This window comes from Pseudooceanicola sp. LIPI14-2-Ac024, assembly GCF_042188925.1.
Classification (GTDB): domain Bacteria; phylum Pseudomonadota; class Alphaproteobacteria; order Rhodobacterales; family Rhodobacteraceae; genus Pseudooceanicola.
This window is the reverse complement of sequence record NZ_CP170102.1, coordinates 3064902-3086031: the sequence shown is the minus strand read 5'-3', so window position 1 is coordinate 3086031 and position 21130 is coordinate 3064902. Positions and strand designations below refer to the sequence as shown.

The following is a 21130-nucleotide window of genomic DNA, read 5'->3' as shown; positions in this document are numbered from 1 at the left end:
GCCGATGAAACTTCCAAGGCACCTTATGCCCTATGCCTTCATCGGCCCGGCCATCCTGTTCCTTGCGGCCCTGCTGGTCTGGCCGCTTGCGCAGGCGGTGGTCCTGTCCCTGCAGGATGTCCGGTCGGTCGGCACCGTCGGCGCCTGGGTCGGCCTTGCCAACTACCGCGAGGTCCTGACCGACGGCGATTTCTGGTCCTCGACCTGGCTCAGCCTGCTCTGGGTGGTGACCAATGCCGCGCTGCAGACGGTTCTGGCCCTGCTGGCCGCGCTGGCCCTCAACCAGTCGTTCCCGGGCGTGCGGATCGCGCGGACCTGGATCGTGCTGACCTGGATCATTCCCACGGTCGTGGTGGTGATGATCTGGCGCTGGCTCTTCTCGACCTCGGGCGGGATCGTGAACCCGCTGCTGATGCAGGCGGGGATCATCGACCGGCCCGTAGGCTTCTTTGCCAGCCCCGACACCGCGTTCGCCACGCTGGTCTTCATCAACTCTTGGCGCTGGTTCCCCTTCATCACGCTCATGATGCTGGCCGGGCTGACCCGCATCCCCGGCGACCTCTACGAGGCCGCGCGGATCGACGGCGCCGGACCCTGGAAGCGGTTCAGCCGGATCACCTGGCCGCTGCTGGCACCCACGCTCGGTGTGCTTCTGGTGATCGGGACACTGCTCAGCTTCAACGTCTTCGACATCATCTGGCTGATGACCGCAGGTGGTCCGGCGGACGGCACCCGCACGCTGCCGGTGCTGATCTACGAAACCGCCTTCAAGTCCTACCGCATGTCCGAGGCCGCGGCGGTCGCCGTGCTGGCCACCCTCTTCCTCATGGGCTTTGCCGTGGTCGCGACCCGCTGGCTTGCCCGCCCGCCGGAGGCCCGATGACACGCACGCTCCGCTGGAACATCGCGCTGGCCGCCGTACTGGTGCTGCTCGCCGCGCTGGTCCTCCTGCCGTTCTGGTTCGTGCTGACCGGATCGGTCAAGGCACCGGCCGAGATCATCGCGCGCGAGCCCACGATGGTGCCGCAGAGCTTCACGCTGCAGCACTATTCCAAACTGCTCGCCGCTTCGGACTACCCGGTCTACATGATGAACAGCCTCATCGTGGCCACGGCCTCAACCGTGCTGACGCTCCTGCTCGCGATCCCGGCGGGGTACGCGTTCTTCCGGATGTCTTTCCCGGGGCGGGAAGCGCTCTACCGCGCGATCCTGCTGGCCTATGCCTTCCCCTCGATCGTGATCCTGATCCCGCTCTTCGGCATCTTTGCCAAGGTCGGGCTGATCGACAGCCGCATCGCACTGGTGCTGGTCAACGTGGCCTTTGCCCTGCCGTTTGCCGTCTGGCTGCTGCGGTCATTCTTTGCCGGCATCCCGGCCGAGATCGAGGAGGCCGCGCGCCTCGACGGCGGATCGCCCCTGACCGTGCTTAGGCGCATCATGATCCCGCTGGTGGCACCGGGGATCGCGGCGGTGGCCGTCTTTGCCTTTGTCACCGCCTGGACGGAATACGTCTTTGCCTCGGTCATGATCCTGTCCGACGCCAAGCGCACGGTGCCGGTCGGCTTCTCGGGCATCATCGGGCAGTACCAGATCGACTGGGGCCTGCTGCTGGCGGGGGCGAGCCTGTCGATCCTGCCGGTGGTCGTCCTCTTCGCCTTCGTCGGGCGCTGGTTCGTCGCCGGCCTGACCGAGGGCGCCGTGAAATGAGAAAGGAATGCCATGGGTGAGGTGACCCTGCGCGGCGTGCGCAAGTCCTTCGGCGATGCCGAGGTGATCCCGCCGCTCGACCTGTCGATCAATCCGGGTGAATTCGTCGTCTTCGTCGGCCCGTCGGGCTGCGGCAAGTCCACGCTGCTGCGGATGATCGCGGGGCTCGAGGACCCGAGCGCCGGCACGATCGAGATCGCGGGCCGCGACGTGACCCACGCCGAACCTGCGGACCGCGGGCTGGCGATGGTGTTCCAGACCTACGCGCTCTACCCGCACATGACGGTGGCCGAGAACATGGCCTTCGGCCTTGAAATGGCGAAGGTGCCCAAGGCCGAGCGGGTCGAGACGGTCCGCAAGGCGGCCGAGATCCTGCAGATCACCGAACTGCTGGATCGCAAGCCGCGCGAGCTGTCGGGTGGCCAGCGCCAGCGGGTGGCCATCGGCCGCGCCATCGTGCGCGACCCGGTGCTGTTCCTCTTCGACGAACCGCTGTCGAACCTCGACGCCGAACTGCGCGTGCAGATGCGGCTCGAGATCGCGCGCCTGCATGCCGGGCTGAGCGCCACGATGATCTACGTCACCCACGACCAGACCGAAGCGATGACCATGGCCGACCGGATCGTCGTGCTGCGCAAGGGGGTGATCGAACAGGTCGGCCGCCCGACCGAGCTCTACTCCGACCCGGACAACATCTTCGTCGCAGGATTCATCGGCAGCCCGCGTATGAACTTCCTGCCCGCGACGATCACCGGGCGCGGCCCCGCCGGTGGGGCGCTGGTCGACGTGCCCCGGCTGGGGATCACCGGGCTCGAGGTGCCGCTGCGCGACGCGGGTTCGGCGGTGCAAGGCGCGGTCACCCTCGGCCTGCGGCCCGAGGATTTCGATGCTCCCGACGGCGCGGGCCGGGGCGTCACCCTGACCGCCCAGGTGGTCGAGAACCTTGGCGGCACCGCCTACCTCTACACCGACGCCGGTCGCGACACCGCCATTGTGGCCGAAGTGCCGCGCCGCGCCCTGCCTTCCCCCGGCGACAGTGTCGATTTCGGCATCCGGGGCGCCGACTGCTTCCTCTTCGGCGGCGACGGGAAGCGGCTCTGATGCGGGTGCTGATCTGCCACGACACCGCGACGGCGGCCTGCCGAACGGCGGACATCCTCTGCGACGCGGTCGCGGCCCGCCACGGCGCGGTCCTCGGCCTTGCCACCGGCGGCACGATGGAGCCGGTCTATGCCCTGCTGCGCGACCGCCTGGCGGCCGGGACGCTGGACCTGTCGGGCACGACCACCTTCAACCTCGACGAATACGTCGGGCTTGCCGGGGACCACCCGCAGAGCTACCGCGCGACGATGAACCGCCTCCTGTTCGACGCGGCCGACCTGCGGCGCAGCCGGACCCACCTGCCCGACGGCGCCGCATCCGATCCGGCCACCGAAGCGCGACGCTACGACGCCGCCATCGCCGCGGCGGGCGGGATCGACCTGCAGCTGCTGGGCATCGGTGGAAACGGGCACATCGGCTTCAACGAACCGACCTCGAGCCTCGGGTCGCGCACGCGGGTCAAGACGCTGACCGCCGAGACGCGCGCCGCCAACGCCCGTTTCTTCGGCCCGGAGGAAGAGGCGCCGCGGTACGCGATCACCATGGGCATCGCCACCATCCTCGAAAGCCGGTCCTGCGTCCTGCTGGCCACCGGGCCCGGCAAGGCCGCAGCCGTCGCCGCCGCGATCGAGGGGCCAGTGTCCGCCGCCTGCCCCGCCTCGGCCCTGCAACTGCACCCGAGCGCGACGATGATCCTCGACCCCGAGGCCGCCGCCGACCTGCGCCTGCGCGACTACTACGAGACGGTGCATCCCGGCGGCGGGGAGGCCCCGCTGTGACGGTCCGGCTGATCCACGCGGAAACGCTCTACGACGGCACCGGCGCGCCCGCGCGCCGGAACTGCCTGATCGAGGTCGCGGCGGGCCGGATCCGCGACATCTCCCCCGCCCCGGCCGTCGTGCCGCGCGGGGCGCTGGCTGTCGAGGTTGCCGCGCCGGGCTTCATCGACCTGCAGATCAACGGCGCCGCGGACGTGCAGTTCAACGACGCGCCGACGGACGATGCGGTCGAACGGATCGTCGCGGGGGCGCGGCAGGGCGGGGCCGCGCATATCCTGCCCACCTTCATCACCGCCGAGGACGACGCCTGGCACGCCGCGATCGATGCCGTGCACCTCGCCCGGCAGCGCGCCATGCCAGGCGTGCTTGGCCTGCACCTCGAGGGGCCGTTCATCTCTCCCCGCCGGCCGGGCATTCACCCGGCCAATGCCATCCGTCGCATGACCGAGGCCGACCTGCGGCGGCTCGAGGGCGCGGGCATCCCCCTCCTCCTCACGCTTGCGCCGGAGGAACAGCCGGATGGCGCCATTCGGCGGCTGGCCCAAGGCGGCGTACGCGTCTTCGCCGGCCACAGCGCCGCGACCGCAGAGCAGATCGACCGCGCGGTGGACGAGGGGCTGGTCGGCATCACCCACCTCTGGAACGCGATGCCACCGCCGCAGGGCCGTGCACCCGGGATCGTGACCCGCACACTGACGCACCCGTCCCTGTGCGCCGGGATCATCGCCGACGGCCACCACGTCGATCCGCTGAACCTGCAACTGGCCGCGCGGATGATGCCGGACCGCCTGTTCCTCGTCACCGACGCCATGCGCACCTTTGCCGGAACCGACCCCGGCTTCGACCTGATGGGCACGCCCGTCCGGCTGGAAGAGGGCCGCCTGACCGGGCCGGACGGCACGCTGGCCGGGGCGCACCTCGGGCTCGACAGCGCGGTGCGGACGATGATCCATTCCGCCGGCACCACGCCCGAGGCGGCGGTGCGCATGGCCTCGGCCACGCCGGCGCGGGTGATGGGGCTGGGTGATCAGCTGGGGCTGCTCGCGCCGGGCTACCGCGCCAGCCTCACGTTCCTCGACGCGGCGTGGCAGGCAACCGGGGGGCTGGTCGACGGCTTGGCCTGGTGACGGCAGGGCGTCGCCGGTCGCGACCGATCCCGCAGCACGGAGCGAGATGAAGGCGGTGGCAAGGTCCGCGGGGGCTCATGCCCGGGCCAGCCTCTGGAAATCCGCATGCGCCGCGGCGTTCCAGGCCCGGTCGCGGCCCCAGCGATCCGCGCGCGGGCTGAGCGTTTCGCACGCTACCGGCACCACGGCGCCGAGGTCGGTGAACGCCACGCCGCCCCGGTCGCTGACCCGGGCCAACGGGCCGGGGGCCGCGGCCTCGGGATCGCCCTCGACATGGCGGAACTCGGCGATGGCACCGAAAGACCCCATCGACCAGCCGGTTTCGGGTGCGTCCAGCGCGGTTCGGATGACGTCGGACAGGTCAGGCATGGCGCGACGCTCGTCTCATGGCCTGCCATTCGCGGGCCCCGGACAGGACGGCGTCATGACACGCCCGGCCGATCGCCTCGCCGATCTCGGTGTGCAATCCGGCGTACTCCGCTGGACCGCGTGGGGCTGCGACGGCCAGGCAGTCGGTGCCCGTCCCCGTCGCCCAGCCGGTCAGCAGGTCGTGGCGCGCCTCGATCACGGCGGCCGTGCGGGCCTGCGCCGCGATGGTGATCGCCTCGATCATCGCGGTGTCGGTCAGGCCCCGGTCGAGGCGTACCGCCACGTTGATCGTGCCCCAATCCTGTTGGCTGCGGTCCAGCCGGGTGCCGACACGCTCGGCGTTCGACAGGCCGACGGTCGCCACCGCCATGGCCCGCGTGTCGCCGCAGGTCGCCTCGCAGGCGACGTAGGTGGCGATCTGGCGCGAGGTCAGGAAACAGACCGCGTCCGCCGCCTGCCGGGCCGCAAGCTCCTGCGCGAGCCAGTCGCGCGCGTCGAGCTCTTCTGGCAGGTCGGCATTGCGCACCTCGCGCCAGAGGATGCGGCGGGCGGTCACCATGCCGGGGCGGTGCGGGGCAAAGCTCAGCACCTGCATCTCCTCGCCGAGGTCGAAATCGAGCCAGGGCTGGGCCAGCGTCACGCTCACCGGATCACCCTCAGCGGCTGGAACACCGAACCGTCGGGCGTTTCGGCGTGGAAGGCCGAGATGTGGAAGGCCTGCGCCAGCAGGTCGTCGGTCAGCACCGCGGCGGGCGGGCCGTCGGCCATCACCCCGCCCCCGGCCACCACCACGACACGGGTGCAGTGCCGCGCGGCAAGACCGAGGTCGTGCAGCGACATCAGCACCCCGTGGCCGTCGCGGGCGAGGCCGGCAAAGACCTCCATCGTCGCGATCTGGTGCGAGGGGTCGAGGCCCGCGGTGGGTTCGTCCGCCATCAGAAGCGGCGTCTCCTGCGCCAGCGCCCGGGCGATCAGGGTGCGGGCCTGCTCCCCGCCCGAGAGCCGTGTCGCGGTGCGGTGCCGCAACGGCTCAAGCCCCATGCGGGCGATGGCGGCGTCCACGGCCGCGCGGTCCGCGGGCCCTGCCTTGCGGCCATGCGGCAGCCGGCCGAGGCTGACCAAAGTCTCGACCGTCACGGGCCAGGCAATCTCGCGCGCCTGCGGCATCCAGGCGGCGGCACGGGCACGGGCATCGGGTGAGAGCGCGGCGAGCGAACTGTGGCCGTCGACCTCTTCGATCAGGCCGAGCGCCCCGCGCATCAGGGTCGTCTTGCCCGCCCCGTTGGGACCGATCAGTCCGACGAACTCGCCCGCCCCCACGTCCAGCGACACGGCCTGCAGGACCGGACGGCCCCGAAGGGTGACCGAGAGATGGCGCAGTTCAAGCAGGCTCATGCCCGTTCCCTCCGCGTTTTCCACACGAGGTGCAGGAAGAACGGTGCCCCGACCAGCGCCGTCACCACGCCCAGCTTCAGGTCGCGCCCCGGCAGGATCAGCCGTACCGCCACGTCCGAGGCCAGCAGCATCGCCGCCCCGCCAAGCGCCGAGGCCAGCAGCAACGCGCCGGGCCGCCCGCCGGTGAAGGGGCGCAGGATGTGCGGGATGACGAGGCCGACAAAGCCGATGGCCCCCGCCACCGCCGTGCCCGCGCCGACGACGCAGGCAGTGGCGATCACAACGCCCCATTGCAGGTGACGCAGGTTGATCCCCATCGAGGCCGCCGCATCCTCGCCCAGCGTCAGCGCGTCGAGGCCGCGGCCCAGCGTGGCGAAGATCGCCCAGCCCATGGCCATGAAGGGCAGCGCCAGCCAGACATGCAGCATCGAGCGGTCGGCGAGCGAACCCATCATCCAGAACACGATCTCGTTCGCGGCAAAGGGGTTGGGCGAGAGGTTCAGCACCAGCGAGGTCAGCGCGCCCGCCATCGCGGAAATCGCGATGCCCGCAAGGATCAGCGTCAGCGATCCGCCGCGCGGCCCGGCCATCGCCAGCAGGATCACCACCGCCACCAGCGCCCCGGCCAGCGCCGCCACCGGCAGGGCCAGGACATATGCCGCCGACAACCCGGTCTGGATCGCGATCACGGCGCCAAGCGCAGCGGAGCCCGAGACGCCGATCAGCCCCGGTTCGGCCAGCGGGTTGCGCAGGTAGCCCTGCATCGCCGCCCCTGCGAGGCCCAGGGAGGCGCCGATCATCACCGCCAGCAGCATCCGCGGCAGCCGGATTTCCCGCATCACCAGCGTCAGCGGCCCCTCGTCACCGCCGAAGAGCGCGCGCAGGCTGTCCATCATCCCGACATCCGCCGGTCCGATGCAGAGAGAGGCAAGGCAAAGCACCGCCACCAGCACCCCGAGAACTGTGTAGAGGGTCTTCATTCCGTCTCCATCGCGCGGCGGACATCGCGCATCTCCTCGACCGCGCGCAGGACATGCGGCGTGCCGCAGATCCAGTCGCGATCGGTCAGCACGGCGCCGACAGACTTCTCGCGCAGCGCGCGGACGACCGGGTGGTCGAGGATCTCCTCGGACCGGGAGGCACCGGGATAGGGCTTGCCCGAGATCACCGCGTCAGGGTCGGACAGCGCCAGCACCTCGAGCGGCATCACCCCGCCCATCGGGAACCCGGCCTCGGTCGCGATATTGTCGAAACCGGCGGTGGCGATGATCTCGCCCGCCAGTGTCTTGTCGCCCGAGGTATAGCCATTGGCATAGTAGAGCGCCGCGCGCGGGCGGTGCGCAACATCGTCCTGCAGCGCGGCCAGCCGCGTCTCGAAATCCCGAACCACCTCTTCGGCCGCCTCTTCACGGCCAAGCGCCACGCCGACTTCGCGGATGCGATCGGGAATGTCCGACAGCCCGTAGGCGGGTTCGAGCACCGCGACCGGCACGCCGAGCCGACGCAGCATGTCCACCGTTGCGCGGTTCGAAAAACTGCCGGTGATGACGAGGTCGGGCTGCATCAGCCAGATCTCCTCGGCCATGCCGTGATTGATCGTGTAGTTCCCTGCCTGATCGGCCATCGCCGAACCGCGCGGATCGGTGGACAGGTGGCCGACCGACAGCAGCTGACCGGGTGCCGCCAGCATCATGGCCAGCTGATCGGTGCAGAGGTTCATCGACACGACCCTCTGCGGCCGCTCGGGCGCCGTGTCCGACCGAACCTCCCCGCTCACCGCGACGGACCGGCCGTGACCCTGCCCGGCAACGGCGCCGGGCAGGGTCATCGACAGGGCCAGAAACGGACCGAGGATGTGCCGGTTCAGGACCACGTGCGGATCACCACTGCGAACTGACGCCGATATAGGCCGTCCGCCCACGCGAGGCATAGCCCCAGACGTCGTAGTACTCCTCGTCGAAGAGGTTTTCGACCCGCGCGGTCACCCGCAGCGCATCGCTGACCTGGTAGCCTGCGGCGACGTCCACGACCCAGTAGTCCGGCAGTTCGGCGGTGGCGTAGCTGCCGAAATACTGGCTGTCGAAGGTCCCCGCGACGTACCGCGCGTCGGCGCTGAAGGTGGCGCGGTCGGCCAGGGCGTTCAGGCTCGCGCCAAGACGCAGCTCGTGCCGGGGGCGGCGCACCTCGACCGAGCCATCCGGGTTGGTGGCGTCGAGGTAGGTGTAGCTGAGGCGCAATGTCAGGTCGTCGGTGGCCTCGAACCGGCCTTCGACCTCGACCCCCTGACGGTCGCTGTCACCGTCCTGGTTGATGTACGAGTACTCGCCCGGAGCCACGAGGACCGAGGTGATCTCGTCCACCAAGGTTTCGTTGAAGTAGGTCACGTCGACCGTGCCGCGGCCCTGCATGACCGGAAACTCCAGCCCGATGTCGAAGGAGCGGTTGCGCTCGGGCTTGAGGTCGGGGTTGCCGGTGTAGGTCGTGGCATATGGCGGCGTGCCATAGGTCACGTCGGCGAAAAGCTCGAAGTAGCTGGGGTTCACCACCCCGGTGCCCGCCGAGGCATGCAGTCGGATGCCGTTGTCGAAGCTGTAGGAGGCGGCGGCGTTCCAGGTGACCGCATCCTCGAAGACCGAGTTGTCGTCGTAGCGAACGCCAAGCTGCAGATCGAGCGCGTCCATCAGCGTCGCGCGGTACTCGGCCGCGAAGGAGACGGTGTCGCGGGTGTAGTCGGGGCTGGAGGAGGAGCTGTCCTCTTCACGCTCGACCATCGCGGTGATGCTGTGGTTGCCCTGGTCGACCGGCCCGTCGATCCCGTATGTCATCCGCAGCTTGACAGCCTGGCTGTCGGTCTCGGTCGGCGCGCCGCCGTCGTAACTCTGGTCGAGGTCGGTGCGCTCGAAGCTCAGGCGGCTCACGATCCGGCCGTCGGGCGTTTCGTACTCCGCCCAGACCTGCGCCGTCTGTTCGTCGCGGTCGCTGTAGGGCAGCGGATCGTCGACGACGTACTCGTCCGCGGTGGTGGCCACGTAGCTGGTGCTGTCGAACTCGTAGGTCTCTTCCGAGCGACGGAAGGTGAAGCCGAGCGTCAGGCCATCCGCGACCTCGTAATCGCCGGCCAGCTGCAGGGTCCAGCGGTCGATGCCATCCTTCTCGCCGTCCGAGCCGGAGTAGTCCCAGCCCTCGTCATCGCGCCGGGCCAGGCCCAGAGAGATGCCGCCGCGTGCATCGCGGTAGGACAGGTTGCCCGCCACGGCCCAGCCGGCGCCGTATTCGACGCTGCCGCCATAGCGGAAACCCTCTTCACCCTTCTTGGTGATGATGTTGATCACCCCGGCCGAGGCGTTGGAGCCGTAGTAGACCGACTGCGGCCCACGCAGCACCTCGATCCGCTCGATGTTGGCAGTTTCGAGCCCAGTGAGGATGTATTCCCCGTCGCCGCCCGCGGCCTCGACGCCGTCGATCAGGATCAGCGTGTGGCTGCCCTCGCCGCCGCGGATGCGAACCTGGGTGTAGCTGGCGCCCGCGCCGTTGACCGCGATGCCCGGCACCGCGCGCAGCGCCTGCTGCACGGTGACGAGTCCACGTTCCTCGATGTCCCGCGCGGTGATCACGCTGACCGAGCGGCCGTAGCGTTCGGCCAGGATCGGCGTCAGGCCGCCCGACACGATGATCGGGTCGAGCGTGAAGCTCTCCTGCGCTGCCGCTGCGTTGGCGATGGTCGATAGGGCCGTGCTGACGGCCAGTAGGTGTCTCTTCATTCTGTCCCCTTCCCTGCGACCCGCGGGCGCATGGCTGTTGTGCTGCCGGTGGAAGGAGGTCCCGCCGCCGGCCAAAGTTGCCACCGCGACGGAAAGGTCCGTTGCCTCGCACGCGCCCCGCATGCGGACTGGGTGATCGGCCTCGGCAGGTCTCCTGACTCGCGGGTCGATGCTTGGCCGGGTCTTCCCATCCCCGTCGGGGACAGTGACATGGTCCGGCTTCGCTCTCCGCCTACAGTTGCGGGGGCAGTCGCGGACTGGGCCGAAGCCGTCACCGCGTTCCCTATTCACCGGGCAAACGCCCGGACCGAAGCAGCGGCAGACTATGCGCACACCGAGGCAGGCTCAAGGCGAATCGAGATCGCGCCCCGCCTCTCTGCGCCGGACACTGGCCCCCACGCGCCGCGGCCGATAGACCGGGGCCGTCAGCCCCGGAGGTCCCATGCGCCGCTTCCCGCCCGAACGCATCGTCTGCCTGACCGAAGAGACGGTCGAGACGCTCTACCTCCTCGGGCAAGAGCACCGCATCGTCGGTGTCTCTGGCTACGCGGTTCGACCGAAACGCGTCCGGCAGGAGAAGCCGCGCGTTTCGGCCTTCACCTCGGCCGACATTCCCAAGATCATGGCGCTCGACCCGGACCTCGTGCTCACCTTCTCAGACCTGCAGGCCGACATCGCGGCGGCCCTGTTGCGCGAGGGGGTTAGCGTCATCGGCACCAACCAGCGCGACATCGCGGGGATCCTCGCCATGATCCGCATGCTGGGCGCGTTGACCGGACGCGCAGAGGCGGCGGAGCGGCTGGCCGCAGGCTTCGAGGCAAGGCTGACCGAGGTCGCGCTGCGCGCCGAGGGAAGGACCCGGCCCGTGGTCTATTTCGAGGAATGGGACGCGCCGATGATCTCGGGCATCCGCTGGGTGTCGGAACTGGTCACGATCGCCGGCGGGCAGGAGGCGTTCCCCGACCTCGCGCTGCAACAGGGCGCGAAAGACCGGATCGTCACCTCCGAACAGGTGATCGCCGCGCGGCCCGACATCATCCTCGCGTCGTGGTGCGGCAAGAAGGTCCGGCCCGAAAAGATCGCCGCCCGCCCCGGCTGGCATGAGCTCCCCGCAGTGCGCGATGGCCGCATCACCGAAATCAAGTCACCCATCATCCTGCAGCCCGGCCCCGCGGCCCTGACCGACGGGCTCGACGCGATCCTCGCCGCGTTGGCCTAGGGCAAGCGGGCGGGTGCGGTTGCCGCGCCGCCCCGAGGCCGCCCCGGTCGCCATCCCCTCTCGATCAGACCTCGACCTCGACCGCGCCGATCGGGTGCGAACAGCAGGCCAGGATGTAACCCTCGGCGATGTCGTCGTCCGAGATCCCGCCGTTGTGGACCATGTGCACCTCTCCGCTGGTCTTGCGGATCTTGCAGGTGCCGCAGAGCCCGAAGGTGCAGCCCGAGGGGATGTTGAGCCCCGAGCTGCGCGCCACCGCCAGCACCGTGTCGGTCTCGGCGCAGGTTGCTGTGACGCCGGACCGGGCAAACGTGACCTCGGCCTTTTCGCCGGCCTCGGGCACCGTGTCGTCGATCTCGGGCAGGTCCTCGGCCTTTTCAGCCGGAGCCTGGAAGCTTTCCTGGTGGTAGCGCTCCATGTCGAAGCCCATGCCCTGCAGCGCCTCTCGCACCGCCAGCATGAAGGGTTCCGGCCCGCAGCAGAACACCTCGCGTTCCAGGTAGTCGGGCGCCATCAGGCCCAGCATCAGCTGGTTGAGCTGGCCCTGGTAGCCGGTCCAGGGCGCGAAGCGGTCCGGTGCCTCGACCACCCACTTGAGGTCGATCCCGGGCACGCGCGACGCCATGTGCTCCAGCCGCTCGCGAAAGATGATCTCGGACGGGCGGCGGGCACAGTTGATGAAGACCACGTCCGGCTCGGTCCCGAGGTCGAACATGAAGGTCGTCATCGCCATCATCGGGGTGATGCCCGACCCGGCCGAGACAAAGAGGTACTTCTTGGCCGGATGCACCATGTGCGAGAAGAGGCCCGCAGGCCCCACCGCCTTGAGCCGCACGCCGGGCGCAAGGTTGTCGAGCATCCAGCGCGTGCCGATGCTGTCCGCCTGCGCCTTTGCGGTGATCGAGATCGAGCGCGGCCGCGACGGCGAGGACGAGATCGTGTAGGTCCGGTAGACCGTGCCGCCGGGCGCCGGGATCTCGAGCGTCAGGAACTGCCCCGGCTGGTAGTGGAACAGCGCGTCCGACGGCGCGCGGAAGGTGAAGGTGGCGACGTTGGGCGTCTCGGGGATGACCGAGACGCATTCCAGCATCTCAGAGCCGTCCCAGACCGATTGCGCCGCAAAGGGGCCGAGGTCGTTCATCGGCTCACTCCGCCGCCATCCGCACCGGCTCGAGCCGGTTCGACAGCGTCGCGCAGTACCATTCGATGAAGGCCATCACGCCGGTCTCATGGATCGGCGAATAGGGCCCGGGCTCGTAGGCGGGCGAGTTGATGCCGCGCTGGTTGTCCTCGACCACCTGCCGGTCCTCGTCGTTGGTGTCGATCCAGACCTCGGTCAGCCGCTTCAGGTCGTAATCCACGCCCTCGACCGCGTCCTTGTTCACCAGCCACTTGGTGGTGACTTCGGTCGTGGTCGGCGTCAGCGGCGTGACCCGGAAGACGATGGAATGATCCGGCAAGAAGTGGTTCCAGGTCGTGGGGTAGTGGTACTTGAGCAGCGTGCCGGCGGTGTCGTCCTTGACCCGGCCCAGCCACTTGGTGACCGCCGGCTGCAGGTCCATGGTAAAGCTCTTGGCGCCCGGCAGCAGCGGCATCCGCGCGAGGCGGTACTGGTAGTCGCCCGAGACGCGGAAGACCGACGGATAGCCCTGCGCCTCGAGCCGGTCGAAATGCGCCTGCAGGTGCGGCGGGGTCTCGCCCTCCTCGATCCCGGTGACGACGGGATCGTCGGTGAAGGACCGGCAGAGACCGGGGTGGTTGCCGCCGCAGTGATAGCATTCGCGGTTGTTTTCCCAGACCAGCTTCCAGTTGCCGTTCTCGACGATCGAGGTCGAATGCGCGACCTTGGCGTTCGTCAGGTCGTGCACCTCGAGGTAGGGGCGAGCCAGAGCGGCGAAGGCTTCGAAATCGGGCGCCTCGTCGGCCAGGCAGATGTAGATCAGCCCGGCCAGTTCGCGGCAGTGGATCGGCTTCAGCCCGTGCTTCGAGGCGTCGAAATCCGATCCCATCTCGCGCGCCCAGAGCAGGCGGCCGTCCAGTTCGTAGGTCCACTGGTGGTAGGGGCAGACCAGCTTGGGCGACACGCCCTTGGCCTTGTTGCAGATCACCGATCCGCGGTGGCGGCAGGAATTGTGGAAGGCGCGGATCACGCCATCGGCCCCGCGCACCAGGATGATGCCGTAGGCGCCGACCTGGTGGGTCACGTAGCTGCCTGTCTTCTCAAGCTCGCAGGCAGGGATCGCGAACAGCCAGTCGCGGTGAAAGATGGTCTCCATATCCGTCCGGAACACCTCGGGGTCGGTGTAGAACGGCTGTTCCAGGGCATGGCCCGGCCGACGCCGTGCGAGCAGCTCGCTGATCTGTTGGGTCATTTCCTGGCCTCCTGCCGCACGCGCGGTCTGGCTGGGCGGGGAGGCGAATGCGCACAGACAAGGCCGCAGGCCATGGAGGAGCCGCGCGCCAATGCTGCGCCATGCCCGCCACCCGCGGTTCGACGTCTGCACAAGGCTGGTTTCCGGACTTGTCCGTGCCCTTGCGGGCCGGGGCGCAACGCCTTCCCGGACTCCTCCTGCCCAGTGGCGTGTGTCGCGTCCCTTGACGGATTTACCGTTGCGGGGGCAGTGCCGGCGTCTCACCGGCTTCCCAATTCTCGGGCCGAAGCCCGCACCTTGCCCCCTCTAGATACGGGCGCAGGCATCGGATCGATAAGCGATTTGCGACCACGGCCCGTCTGAAAGAGACACCATGGCGAATTTCGATCATTCGCCGGGCACGCGCCGCCGCGCCAGCCGTCGGACCAAGGCGCCTGTCACCTCTCCGACCTCAAGCGACCACCACGCTGCCGCGCACGCACCTTCCAAGTCGATCACGGCATCCGGTGGCCAAGGTTCTCGCGGATCAGGATCTCGATCCGGATTTCCTCCTGCGAGGCGAGCGGTTCCCGCCCGTCGCAGCGCGCCCTGAGAACGCGGATGGTGCTGCGCACGAGGTGGCCGGGATTCTGCGCGATCACCGCGTCCAGCCCGCCCGTCCTCAGCATCTTCTCGTTGAAGGCCGTCCGTTCGTGCGCGATCACCTGGCGCCCTGCGAGGTGGCCGTTCGCCTCCATCGCCTCGAGCGCGATCCGCGTCTCGGAACTCAGCACGTAGATGCCGGTGATGTCGTCGTAGCTGGCAAAGGAATTGCCGAGGATCCGGCGCGTCCGTTCGGGATCGCCGTGGGTCTCCAGCGACGGCAGCGCCTCGAGCATCGGGTAGTCCCTGGCCAGCACCGCATCGAACCCCTGCCGCCGCTCGACGTTGTCGCGGGCGGTCATCGTGTCGGCGATCACCAGGACGCGCCCAGGGTGGCCCGAACAGAACTTGCCGATCAGCCGCCCGGCCACCGCGCCGGCCGCGTTGTTGTCCACGCCGACGAAATCGAACTGCGGCGCGCCGGGTTGCCCGGCGACGAACTGCACCACCTTCACGCCGCGTTCGATCAGCCGCAGCGTCGCGTCGCGGACCTGCGGCGCCTCGGGCGCCATGATCGCGACCCCGTCCGCGTCCTTCGGTCCGACCGAGCCGAGCAGCTCCGCGATCTGGTGCGGATCGTCGCTGAGCACCCGGCGGAACCGGACATCGACATGGTCCGCTGCAAAGGCGGCGCGGGCCTCCTCGATCCGTCCGACGATGCTTTCGAGGAACTCGTCGCCCGCCATGGGCAGCAGGAAATCGATCCTGTAGCGGCGGCTGCGCGCCAGGTTCGCGGCCGAGAGGTTGCGTTCGAATCCAAGGACGGCAATCGCCTCGTTCACCGCCTTGACGGTTTCCTTGCGCACCCCCGGGCGGCCGTTCAGGACCCGGTCCACCGTCGCCAGGCTGACACCGGCAGCTTTCGCTAAGTCTTTGGTTGTAGGACGCATTTTCTCTACTTGACCACTCCGCCGAGGCGCAGGTCGGCCCCCTTTTCTCCCGGTTTTCGTTCGGGATTGCAATGCCAAATGAGGTACGTGCCTCAGAAATCAATTGCCATGAGGCACGTGCCTCACGTAGCGTCATCCGTACCAGCGAGTCGCTGCAGGGAGGCCGCGACCGCACATGGGAGGAGTTCACATGAAGACGCGCATAGGATTATTGCCTGCGGCTGCCGGCGCCCTGATCGCGGTCGGCCAGACCGCCGCCGCCGACGACCTCACACTCTGCTGGGCCGCCTGGGACCCGGCCAATGCCCTGGTCGAACTGTCGAAGGATTTCGAGGCCCAGTCCGGCCACAAGATGTCCTTCGAATTCGTGCCCTGGCCCAACTTCGCAGACCGGATGCTGAACGAGCTCAACTCGGGCGGGCAGCTCTGCGACCTGATGATCGGTGACAGCCAGTGGATCGGGGAATCCGCGGAGTCGGGCCATTACATCAAGCTCAACGACTTCTTCGAAGCCGAGGGCATCACGATGGACGACTTCATCCCCGCCACCGTGGTGGGCTATGCCGAATGGCCGAAGAACAGCCCGAACTACTGGGCGCTTCCGGCATTCGGCGACGTGGTCGGCTGGACCTACCGCAAGGACTGGTTCGAGCGGCCCGAGCTGCAGGCCGAGTTCAAGGAGAAGTACGGCCGCGACCTGGACGTGCCCGCAACGCTGGCCGAGCTCAAGGACATCGCCGAGTTCTTCCAGGGCCGCGACATCGACGGCAAGACGGTCTACGGCGCCGCGATATATACCGAGCGCGGATCCGAGGGCATCACCATGGGCGTGACCAACGCGCTCTACAACTACGGCTTCCTCTACGACAATCCCGACAAGCCCTACGAGCTGGACGGCTTTGTCAATTCGCCGGGCGCGGTCGAGGGGCTGGAGTTCTACAAGGCGCTCTACGACTGCTGCGTGCCGCCGGGATCGTCGGACTGGTACATGTCCGAGAACATCGACGCCTACAAATCCGGGCAGGTGGCGCTGCAGATGAACTTTGCCTTCATCTGGCCGGGGGTCGAGGCCGATCCCAACGTCGGCGGCGGCAAGTCCGGCTATTTCCCGAACCCCGAGGGCCCGGGCGGGCATTTCGCCCAGCTCGGCGGGCAGGGCATCTCGGTCGTGTCCTATTCCGACAGCCAGGACGCGGCGCTGGAATACATCAAGTGGTTCGCCCAGCCCGAGATCCAGGCGAAATGGTGGGAACTCGGCGGCTACTCGGCGCTCAAGGCCGTGGTCGAGGACCCGGGTTTCGCCACCAGCCAGCCATATGCCCAGACCTTCCTCGACAGCATGGCGATCGTGAAGGACTTCTGGGCCGAGCCGTCCTATGCCTCGCTGCTGCTGGCGATGCAGGACCGGGTGCATGACTACGTGATCGCCGGCAACGGCACCGCGCAGGAGGCGCTCGATGCCCTTGTCGACGACTGGACCGAGATCTTCCAGGACGACGGCAAGATCTGAGGACCCGGCGCACCAGATGCGCCGGACCCAAGATGCGCGGAGCGGCCTGCTCCCGGTCGCTCCGCGCCCATCACAATGAAACCCCGACGAGGCACCATGTCGAATAGTGCGATCGAGCGCGCGGCGGCCGCCACGCCACCCGGTGTGGCCAGACGGGTCCGGGGACTCTCGGACCGGGCCATCGCCTGGATCTTCGTGGCCCCGTCGATCTTCCTGTTGCTGGCGGTGAACATCTTCCCGCTGATCTGGACGATCCGTCTGAGCTTCACCAACTTCCGCGTGAACCGCCCCAATGCCGAGGTCGAATGGGTCGGCCTGCAGAACTACCGCCGCATCCTCACCGACGAGGATATCTGGCTGACGATGCAGGCGACCGCGCATTTCCTGATCTGGACGCTGGTCCTGCAGGTGCTGATCGGCTTCACGCTGGCCTGGCTCATCAACCGCAAGTTCCGGGGCGACAACTTCTGGACCACGGTGATCGTGCTGCCGATGATGCTGTCGCCGGCCGTGGTGGGGAACTTCTGGACCTTCCTCTACCAGCCGCAGATCGGGCTCTTCAATTACGTGGTGGGGTTCCTGTCCGGGGCCGACCCGTCGAGCTTCTCGATGATCGGGCAGGTGAACCTCGCGCCCTGGGCCATCATCATCGTCGATACCTGGATGTGGACACCCTTCGTCATGCTGATCTGCCTCGCCGGGCTGCGGTCGATCCCGACGTCGATCTACGAGGCGGCGGAATGTGACCGCGCCTCGCCCTGGCGGCAGTTCTGGACGATCACGGTCCCGATGGTACTGCCGTTCCTGATGCTGGCGGTGCTGTTCCGGGGCATCGAGAACTTCAAGATGTTCGACCTCGTGGTCCAGCTGACCGGCGGCGGGCCGGGATCGACCACGGAACTCACCTCGATCAACCTCAAGCGCGAGGCGTTCGAGAAATGGCGGACGGGCTATGCCTCGGCCTACGCGATCATCCTCTTCGTGACGGTCTTCGGCCTCGCCTCGATCTACGTGAAGGCACTGAACAAGGTGAAGGAACGATGAGCGATTTCTCCGTCACCGCCGCATCGCGCCCGCAGAAATGGATCGCCGGGGTTCTCGTCGCGACCTACGCGATCATCACCCTGCTGCCGCTCCTCTGGATCATCGCCACCGGCTTCAAGTCGCCCGCCGATGCCATCGCCTATCCGCCCAAGCTGGTGTTCGATCCGACGCTCGAGGGCTACGTGAACCTCTTCACCACGCGGACCCGGCAGACGGCGGACTACCTGGCCGCCAACCCGCCGCAAGGCTGGGCCGAGGAGCTGGTGCGCAAGTACGACATGGTGATCGTCGGCCCCTCGCGCTTTGGCGAGCGGTTCATGAACTCGATGATCATCGGCTTCGCCTCGACCTTCCTGTCGGTCTTCCTCGGCACGCTCGCGGCTTACGCCTTCTCACGCTTCCGGGTGCCGCTGAAGGACGACCTGATGTTCTTCATCCTCTCGACCCGGATGATGCCGCCGATCGCCATCGCGATCCCGATCTTCCTGATGTTCCGGAAACTCGGCCTTTCCGACACCCATGCGGGCATGATCATGCTCTACACCGCCGTGAACCTCTCGCTCGCGGTCTGGCTGCTCAAGGGCTTCATCGACGAGATCCCGCGCGAATACGAGGAGGCCGCGCTGATCGACGGCTACACCCGCTTCCAGGCCTTCACCAAGGTGGTGCTGCCGCAGGCCGCGACGGGCATCGCCTCGACCGCCATCTTCTGCCTGATCTTTGCCTGGAACGAATATGCCTTCGCGGTGCTGCTGACGAGCGGAACCGCCCAGACCGCGCCGCCCTTCATCCCGACGATCATCGGCGTCGGCGGGCAGGACTGGCCCGCCGTCGCCGCCGGGGCCACGATCTTCCTGCTGCCGGTCGTCGTCTTCACCATCCTCCTGCGCAAGCACCTGCTGCGGGGCATCACATTCGGAGCCGTCCGAAAATGAGCAACTTCCTCTCCGGCCTCCTCCGCCTTCGCCGCGGTCCATGGGAAATGGTCGCGACCGTCCTGATCGGCCTCGGCGTGGTGATGATGATGCAGCCCTACGTGATGGCGCTCTTCACCTGGTCGTTCCTCGTCACCCTCACCGGGACGGTGATGTTCATCATCGTCTCGCATTTCCCGGAGTAGCCATGGCCCAGATCCGGATCGAGAACCTGCGCAAGGACTTCGGCGACTTCACCGCGGTGAAGGCCTCGAGCTTCACCATCGAGGATGGCGAGTTCTTCATGCTGCTCGGCCCCTCGGGCTGCGGCAAGACCACCACGCTCAGGATGATGGCGGGGCTGGAACTGCCGACGAGCGGCGAGATCTACATCGACGGAGAGGAAGTTGGCGGCCTCAGGGCAAGGGATCGCGACATCGCCTTCGTGTTCCAGATGTTCGCGCTCTACCCGCACATGAACGTCCGCAGGAACATCGGCTATCCCCTGCGCAGCCAGGGCCTCTCCCGCGCCGCCACCAACGCCAAGGTCGAAGAGATCGCCCGCCTCCTCGACATCACCGCGATCCTCGATAAGCCCGTCGGGGGCCTTTCGGGCGGCGACCGGCAGCGCGTCGCCCTCGGCCGTGCCATCGTGCGCGAGCCCAAGGCGTTCTTCATGGACGAACCGCTCGGCGCACTCGATGCCGAGTTCCGCGAGCACATGGCCGAGGAACTCCGCGCCCTGCACGACCGGATGGGGGCGACCACGGTCTATGTCACCCACGACCAGCTCGAAGCGATGCAGATGGGGGACAAGATCGTGGTGATGAACCACGGCGTGGTGGAACAGTTCGGCGTGCCGCAGGATCTTTACGACTGGCCGGCCACCCGCTTTGTCGCGGGGTTCTTGGGTTCGCCCCCGATGAACGTGCTGCAATTCGACGGACAGGTCGCACCGGGCGTCTCGGAGATCGCCCTGAACGGAACCATGGTCGAGGTCCCCGAAACGCGCGAGGGTGTGTCCGGCCCGCTCGGCCTCGGCGTCCGGCCCGAGCATGTGCACCTCGACCCCGAGGCCGGCTACCGGGCGAAGGTGGTGGCGGTCGAATACCTCGGCACCACCCAGATCGTGACCCTCGCAACGGCCCATGGCGAGGTGAAGGCGCGCATCCCTTCGGCCCAGAAGGTTGCCGAAGGCAGCACCACCGGCCTCCGCTTCGATCCTCGCAAGATCACGCTCTTCGACGCGACCAGCGCCCGCGCCCTGCGCTCGGCCGGCAACGAGAAGGTGCTGCGCCATGGCTGAGGTCACCCTGCACAACATCACCAAGCGGTTCGGCACCACCACCGCGCTCGACGATGTCTCGATGACCGTTCCGGACGGCAGCTTTGTCGTCCTTCTCGGTCCCACGGGCGCGGGCAAGACCACGACGCTGCGCCTGATCTCGGGCCTCGACGCGCCCGATGCGGGCGACATCACCATCGGCGGCCGCCCGGTCACCAACCTGACCCCGGCGCAGAGAAACGTCGCGATGGTGTTCCAGCAGTACTCCCTCTACCCGCATATGACGGTCCGCGAGAACCTGGCCTTCCCGCTGAAATCGCCGCTGTTGAACACCCCGCCGGACGAGATCGCCCGCCGCACGGGCAGGGTCGCCGAGATGCTCCAGATCTCCCACAAGCTCGACAACCGCGCCACCGCGCTCTCGGGCGGAGAGATGCAGCGCGTCTCGATCGGCCGGGCGCTGGTGCGCGACCCGCAGGTCTTCCTGATGGACGAGCCGCTCAGTTCGCTCGACGCCAAGCTGCGCGCCGACCTGCGCGTGGAACTCAAGGCGATCCAGTCCGAGGCCCGCGCGACATTCCTCTACGTGACCCACGACCAGGTCGAGGCGATGACCATGGCCACCCATGTCGGCGTCCTGGAGAACGGTCGCCTGGTCCAGTTCGGCACCCCGCGCGAGGTCTACGAGAACCCTGTCAGCCTGCACGCCGCCGGCCGGCTCGGCCTGCCCGGATCAACATCCTGCCCGCCGACACCTTCGGCCCCGCGCCCGCGGGCGCCGAGTGGATCGGCCTTCGCCCCGAGCAGATCCACCAGGGCGAAGGGGCGGAAAGCACCGTCACCCGGGTCGAACGCCTCGGCGACCAGACGCGGTTGCACCTGCGGTTCCGGAACCAGGACCTCGTGACCGTGACCGACGCGCACACCGAGCTGCGGGCCGGCCAGACGCTCAAGATCCGCCCCGAGAACCCCTATTACTTCGACGCCCAGGGCGCCCGCACACAGTGATGGAGAC

General features: G+C 68.2%; 20 protein-coding genes, 1 pseudogene and 2 riboswitches. Of the genes and pseudogenes, 12 read left to right on the top strand and 9 right to left on the bottom strand.

The window, feature by feature from the left end; all coding sequences use genetic code 11:
• Nucleotides 1-4 precede the first annotated feature (4 nt).
• The 5 genes from ACE2AC_RS15175 to nagA are packed head-to-tail and all read left to right on the top strand — an operon-like array spanning nt 5 to nt 4714.
• On the top strand, nt 5-883 hold the full coding sequence (locus ACE2AC_RS15175) for a carbohydrate ABC transporter permease (protein ID WP_375688272.1): 879 nt from the start codon (nt 5-7) through the stop codon (nt 881-883).
• Nucleotides 880-1707, top strand: a complete 828-nt coding sequence (locus tag ACE2AC_RS15170) for a carbohydrate ABC transporter permease (protein WP_375688271.1) — start codon at nt 880-882, stop codon at nt 1705-1707. The genes ACE2AC_RS15175 and ACE2AC_RS15170 overlap by 4 nt, the downstream gene beginning before the upstream one ends.
• A 12-nt stretch (nt 1708-1719) precedes the next feature.
• Complete coding sequence (locus ACE2AC_RS15165) at nt 1720-2808, top strand: ABC transporter ATP-binding protein (protein WP_375688270.1); 1089 nt, start codon at nt 1720-1722, stop codon at nt 2806-2808.
• Nucleotides 2808-3587, top strand: a complete 780-nt coding sequence (nagB, locus tag ACE2AC_RS15160; RefSeq protein ID WP_375688269.1) for a glucosamine-6-phosphate deaminase — start codon at nt 2808-2810, stop codon at nt 3585-3587. The genes ACE2AC_RS15165 and nagB overlap by 1 nt, the downstream gene beginning before the upstream one ends.
• Nucleotides 3584-4714 carry an N-acetylglucosamine-6-phosphate deacetylase gene (nagA, locus tag ACE2AC_RS15155; protein WP_375688268.1) on the top strand — a complete coding sequence of 377 codons (1131 nt, stop codon included), beginning with the start codon at nt 3584-3586 and terminating at the stop codon, nt 4712-4714. Before nagB ends, nagA begins: the two co-directional genes overlap by 4 nt.
• A gap of 75 nt (nt 4715-4789) precedes the next feature.
• Here nagA and ACE2AC_RS15150 read toward each other — a convergent pair whose 3' ends face one another.
• Genes ACE2AC_RS15150 through ACE2AC_RS15125 form a run of 6 tightly spaced genes read right to left on the bottom strand, consistent with a single transcriptional unit; the run spans nt 4790 to nt 10239 of the window.
• Nucleotides 4790-5083 carry a DUF6925 family protein gene (locus ACE2AC_RS15150; RefSeq protein ID WP_375688267.1) on the bottom strand — a complete coding sequence of 98 codons (294 nt, stop codon included), beginning with the start codon at nt 5081-5083 and terminating at the stop codon, nt 4790-4792.
• Nucleotides 5076-5729, bottom strand: a complete 654-nt coding sequence (locus ACE2AC_RS15145) for an adenosylcobinamide amidohydrolase (protein WP_375688266.1) — start codon at nt 5727-5729, stop codon at nt 5076-5078. Before ACE2AC_RS15145 ends, ACE2AC_RS15150 begins: the two co-directional genes overlap by 8 nt.
• Entirely contained in the window at nt 5726-6478 is a 753-nt protein-coding gene (locus tag ACE2AC_RS15140) for an ABC transporter ATP-binding protein (RefSeq protein ID WP_375688265.1), read from the bottom strand. The genes ACE2AC_RS15145 and ACE2AC_RS15140 overlap by 4 nt, the downstream gene beginning before the upstream one ends.
• Nucleotides 6475-7458, bottom strand: coding sequence for a FecCD family ABC transporter permease (locus tag ACE2AC_RS15135; RefSeq protein WP_375688264.1), 984 nt, complete (start codon nt 7456-7458; stop codon nt 6475-6477). Before ACE2AC_RS15135 ends, ACE2AC_RS15140 begins: the two co-directional genes overlap by 4 nt.
• Nucleotides 7455-8351, bottom strand: a complete 897-nt coding sequence (locus ACE2AC_RS15130; protein WP_375688263.1) for an ABC transporter substrate-binding protein — start codon at nt 8349-8351, stop codon at nt 7455-7457. Before ACE2AC_RS15130 ends, ACE2AC_RS15135 begins: the two co-directional genes overlap by 4 nt.
• Nucleotides 8352-8358: 7 nt before the next feature.
• Nucleotides 8359-10239, bottom strand: a complete 1881-nt coding sequence (locus ACE2AC_RS15125; protein ID WP_375688262.1) for a TonB-dependent receptor plug domain-containing protein — start codon at nt 10237-10239, stop codon at nt 8359-8361.
• Between the two features lie 126 nt (nt 10240-10365).
• Nucleotides 10366-10566, bottom strand: a riboswitch (cobalamin riboswitch).
• A gap of 115 nt (nt 10567-10681) precedes the next feature.
• Here ACE2AC_RS15125 and ACE2AC_RS15120 point away from each other — a divergent pair.
• Nucleotides 10682-11458: a cobalamin-binding protein gene (locus tag ACE2AC_RS15120; protein ID WP_375688261.1), complete on the top strand. Its 777-nt coding sequence runs from the start codon at nt 10682-10684 to the stop codon at nt 11456-11458.
• A 64-nt stretch (nt 11459-11522) separates the two neighbouring features.
• Here the strand turns inward: ACE2AC_RS15120 and ACE2AC_RS15115 are convergent, their stop codons facing one another.
• The 3 genes from ACE2AC_RS15115 to ACE2AC_RS15105 all read right to left on the bottom strand — a co-directional run bounded on the left by ACE2AC_RS15115 (nt 11523) and on the right by ACE2AC_RS15105 (nt 15308).
• Entirely contained in the window at nt 11523-12599 is a 1077-nt protein-coding gene (locus tag ACE2AC_RS15115) for a 2Fe-2S iron-sulfur cluster-binding protein (RefSeq protein WP_375688260.1), read from the bottom strand.
• 4 nt (nt 12600-12603) lie between these two features.
• Entirely contained in the window at nt 12604-13830 is a 1227-nt protein-coding gene (locus ACE2AC_RS15110; protein ID WP_375688259.1) for an aromatic ring-hydroxylating dioxygenase subunit alpha, read from the bottom strand.
• A gap of 116 nt (nt 13831-13946) precedes the next feature.
• Nucleotides 13947-14145, bottom strand: a riboswitch (cobalamin riboswitch).
• Nucleotides 14146-14324: 179 nt separating this feature from the next.
• Nucleotides 14325-15308, bottom strand: coding sequence for a substrate-binding domain-containing protein (locus tag ACE2AC_RS15105; protein ID WP_375688258.1), 984 nt, complete (start codon nt 15306-15308; stop codon nt 14325-14327).
• Between the two features lie 244 nt (nt 15309-15552).
• Between ACE2AC_RS15105 and ACE2AC_RS15100 the strand changes: the two genes are divergently transcribed.
• The 6 genes and pseudogenes from ACE2AC_RS15100 to ACE2AC_RS15075 all read left to right on the top strand — a co-directional run bounded on the left by ACE2AC_RS15100 (nt 15553) and on the right by ACE2AC_RS15075 (nt 21123).
• Nucleotides 15553-16872 (top strand): ABC transporter substrate-binding protein, encoded by a 1320-nt coding sequence (locus tag ACE2AC_RS15100; protein WP_375688257.1) that lies wholly within the window; start codon nt 15553-15555, stop codon nt 16870-16872.
• A 96-nt stretch (nt 16873-16968) separates the two neighbouring features.
• Complete coding sequence (locus ACE2AC_RS15095) at nt 16969-17916, top strand: carbohydrate ABC transporter permease (RefSeq protein WP_375688256.1); 948 nt, start codon at nt 16969-16971, stop codon at nt 17914-17916.
• Nucleotides 17913-18851 (top strand): carbohydrate ABC transporter permease, encoded by a 939-nt coding sequence (locus tag ACE2AC_RS15090; protein ID WP_375688255.1) that lies wholly within the window; start codon nt 17913-17915, stop codon nt 18849-18851. The genes ACE2AC_RS15095 and ACE2AC_RS15090 overlap by 4 nt, the downstream gene beginning before the upstream one ends.
• Nucleotides 18848-19036: a hypothetical protein gene (locus ACE2AC_RS15085; protein ID WP_375688254.1), complete on the top strand. Its 189-nt coding sequence runs from the start codon at nt 18848-18850 to the stop codon at nt 19034-19036. The genes ACE2AC_RS15090 and ACE2AC_RS15085 overlap by 4 nt, the downstream gene beginning before the upstream one ends.
• A 2-nt stretch (nt 19037-19038) precedes the next feature.
• Nucleotides 19039-20136 carry an ABC transporter ATP-binding protein gene (locus tag ACE2AC_RS15080; protein WP_375688253.1) on the top strand — a complete coding sequence of 366 codons (1098 nt, stop codon included), beginning with the start codon at nt 19039-19041 and terminating at the stop codon, nt 20134-20136.
• Nucleotides 20129-21123, top strand: a pseudogene (locus tag ACE2AC_RS15075) (ABC transporter ATP-binding protein). Before ACE2AC_RS15080 ends, ACE2AC_RS15075 begins: the two are co-directional and overlap by 8 nt.
• The last annotated feature ends 7 nt before the right edge of the window (nt 21124-21130 follow it).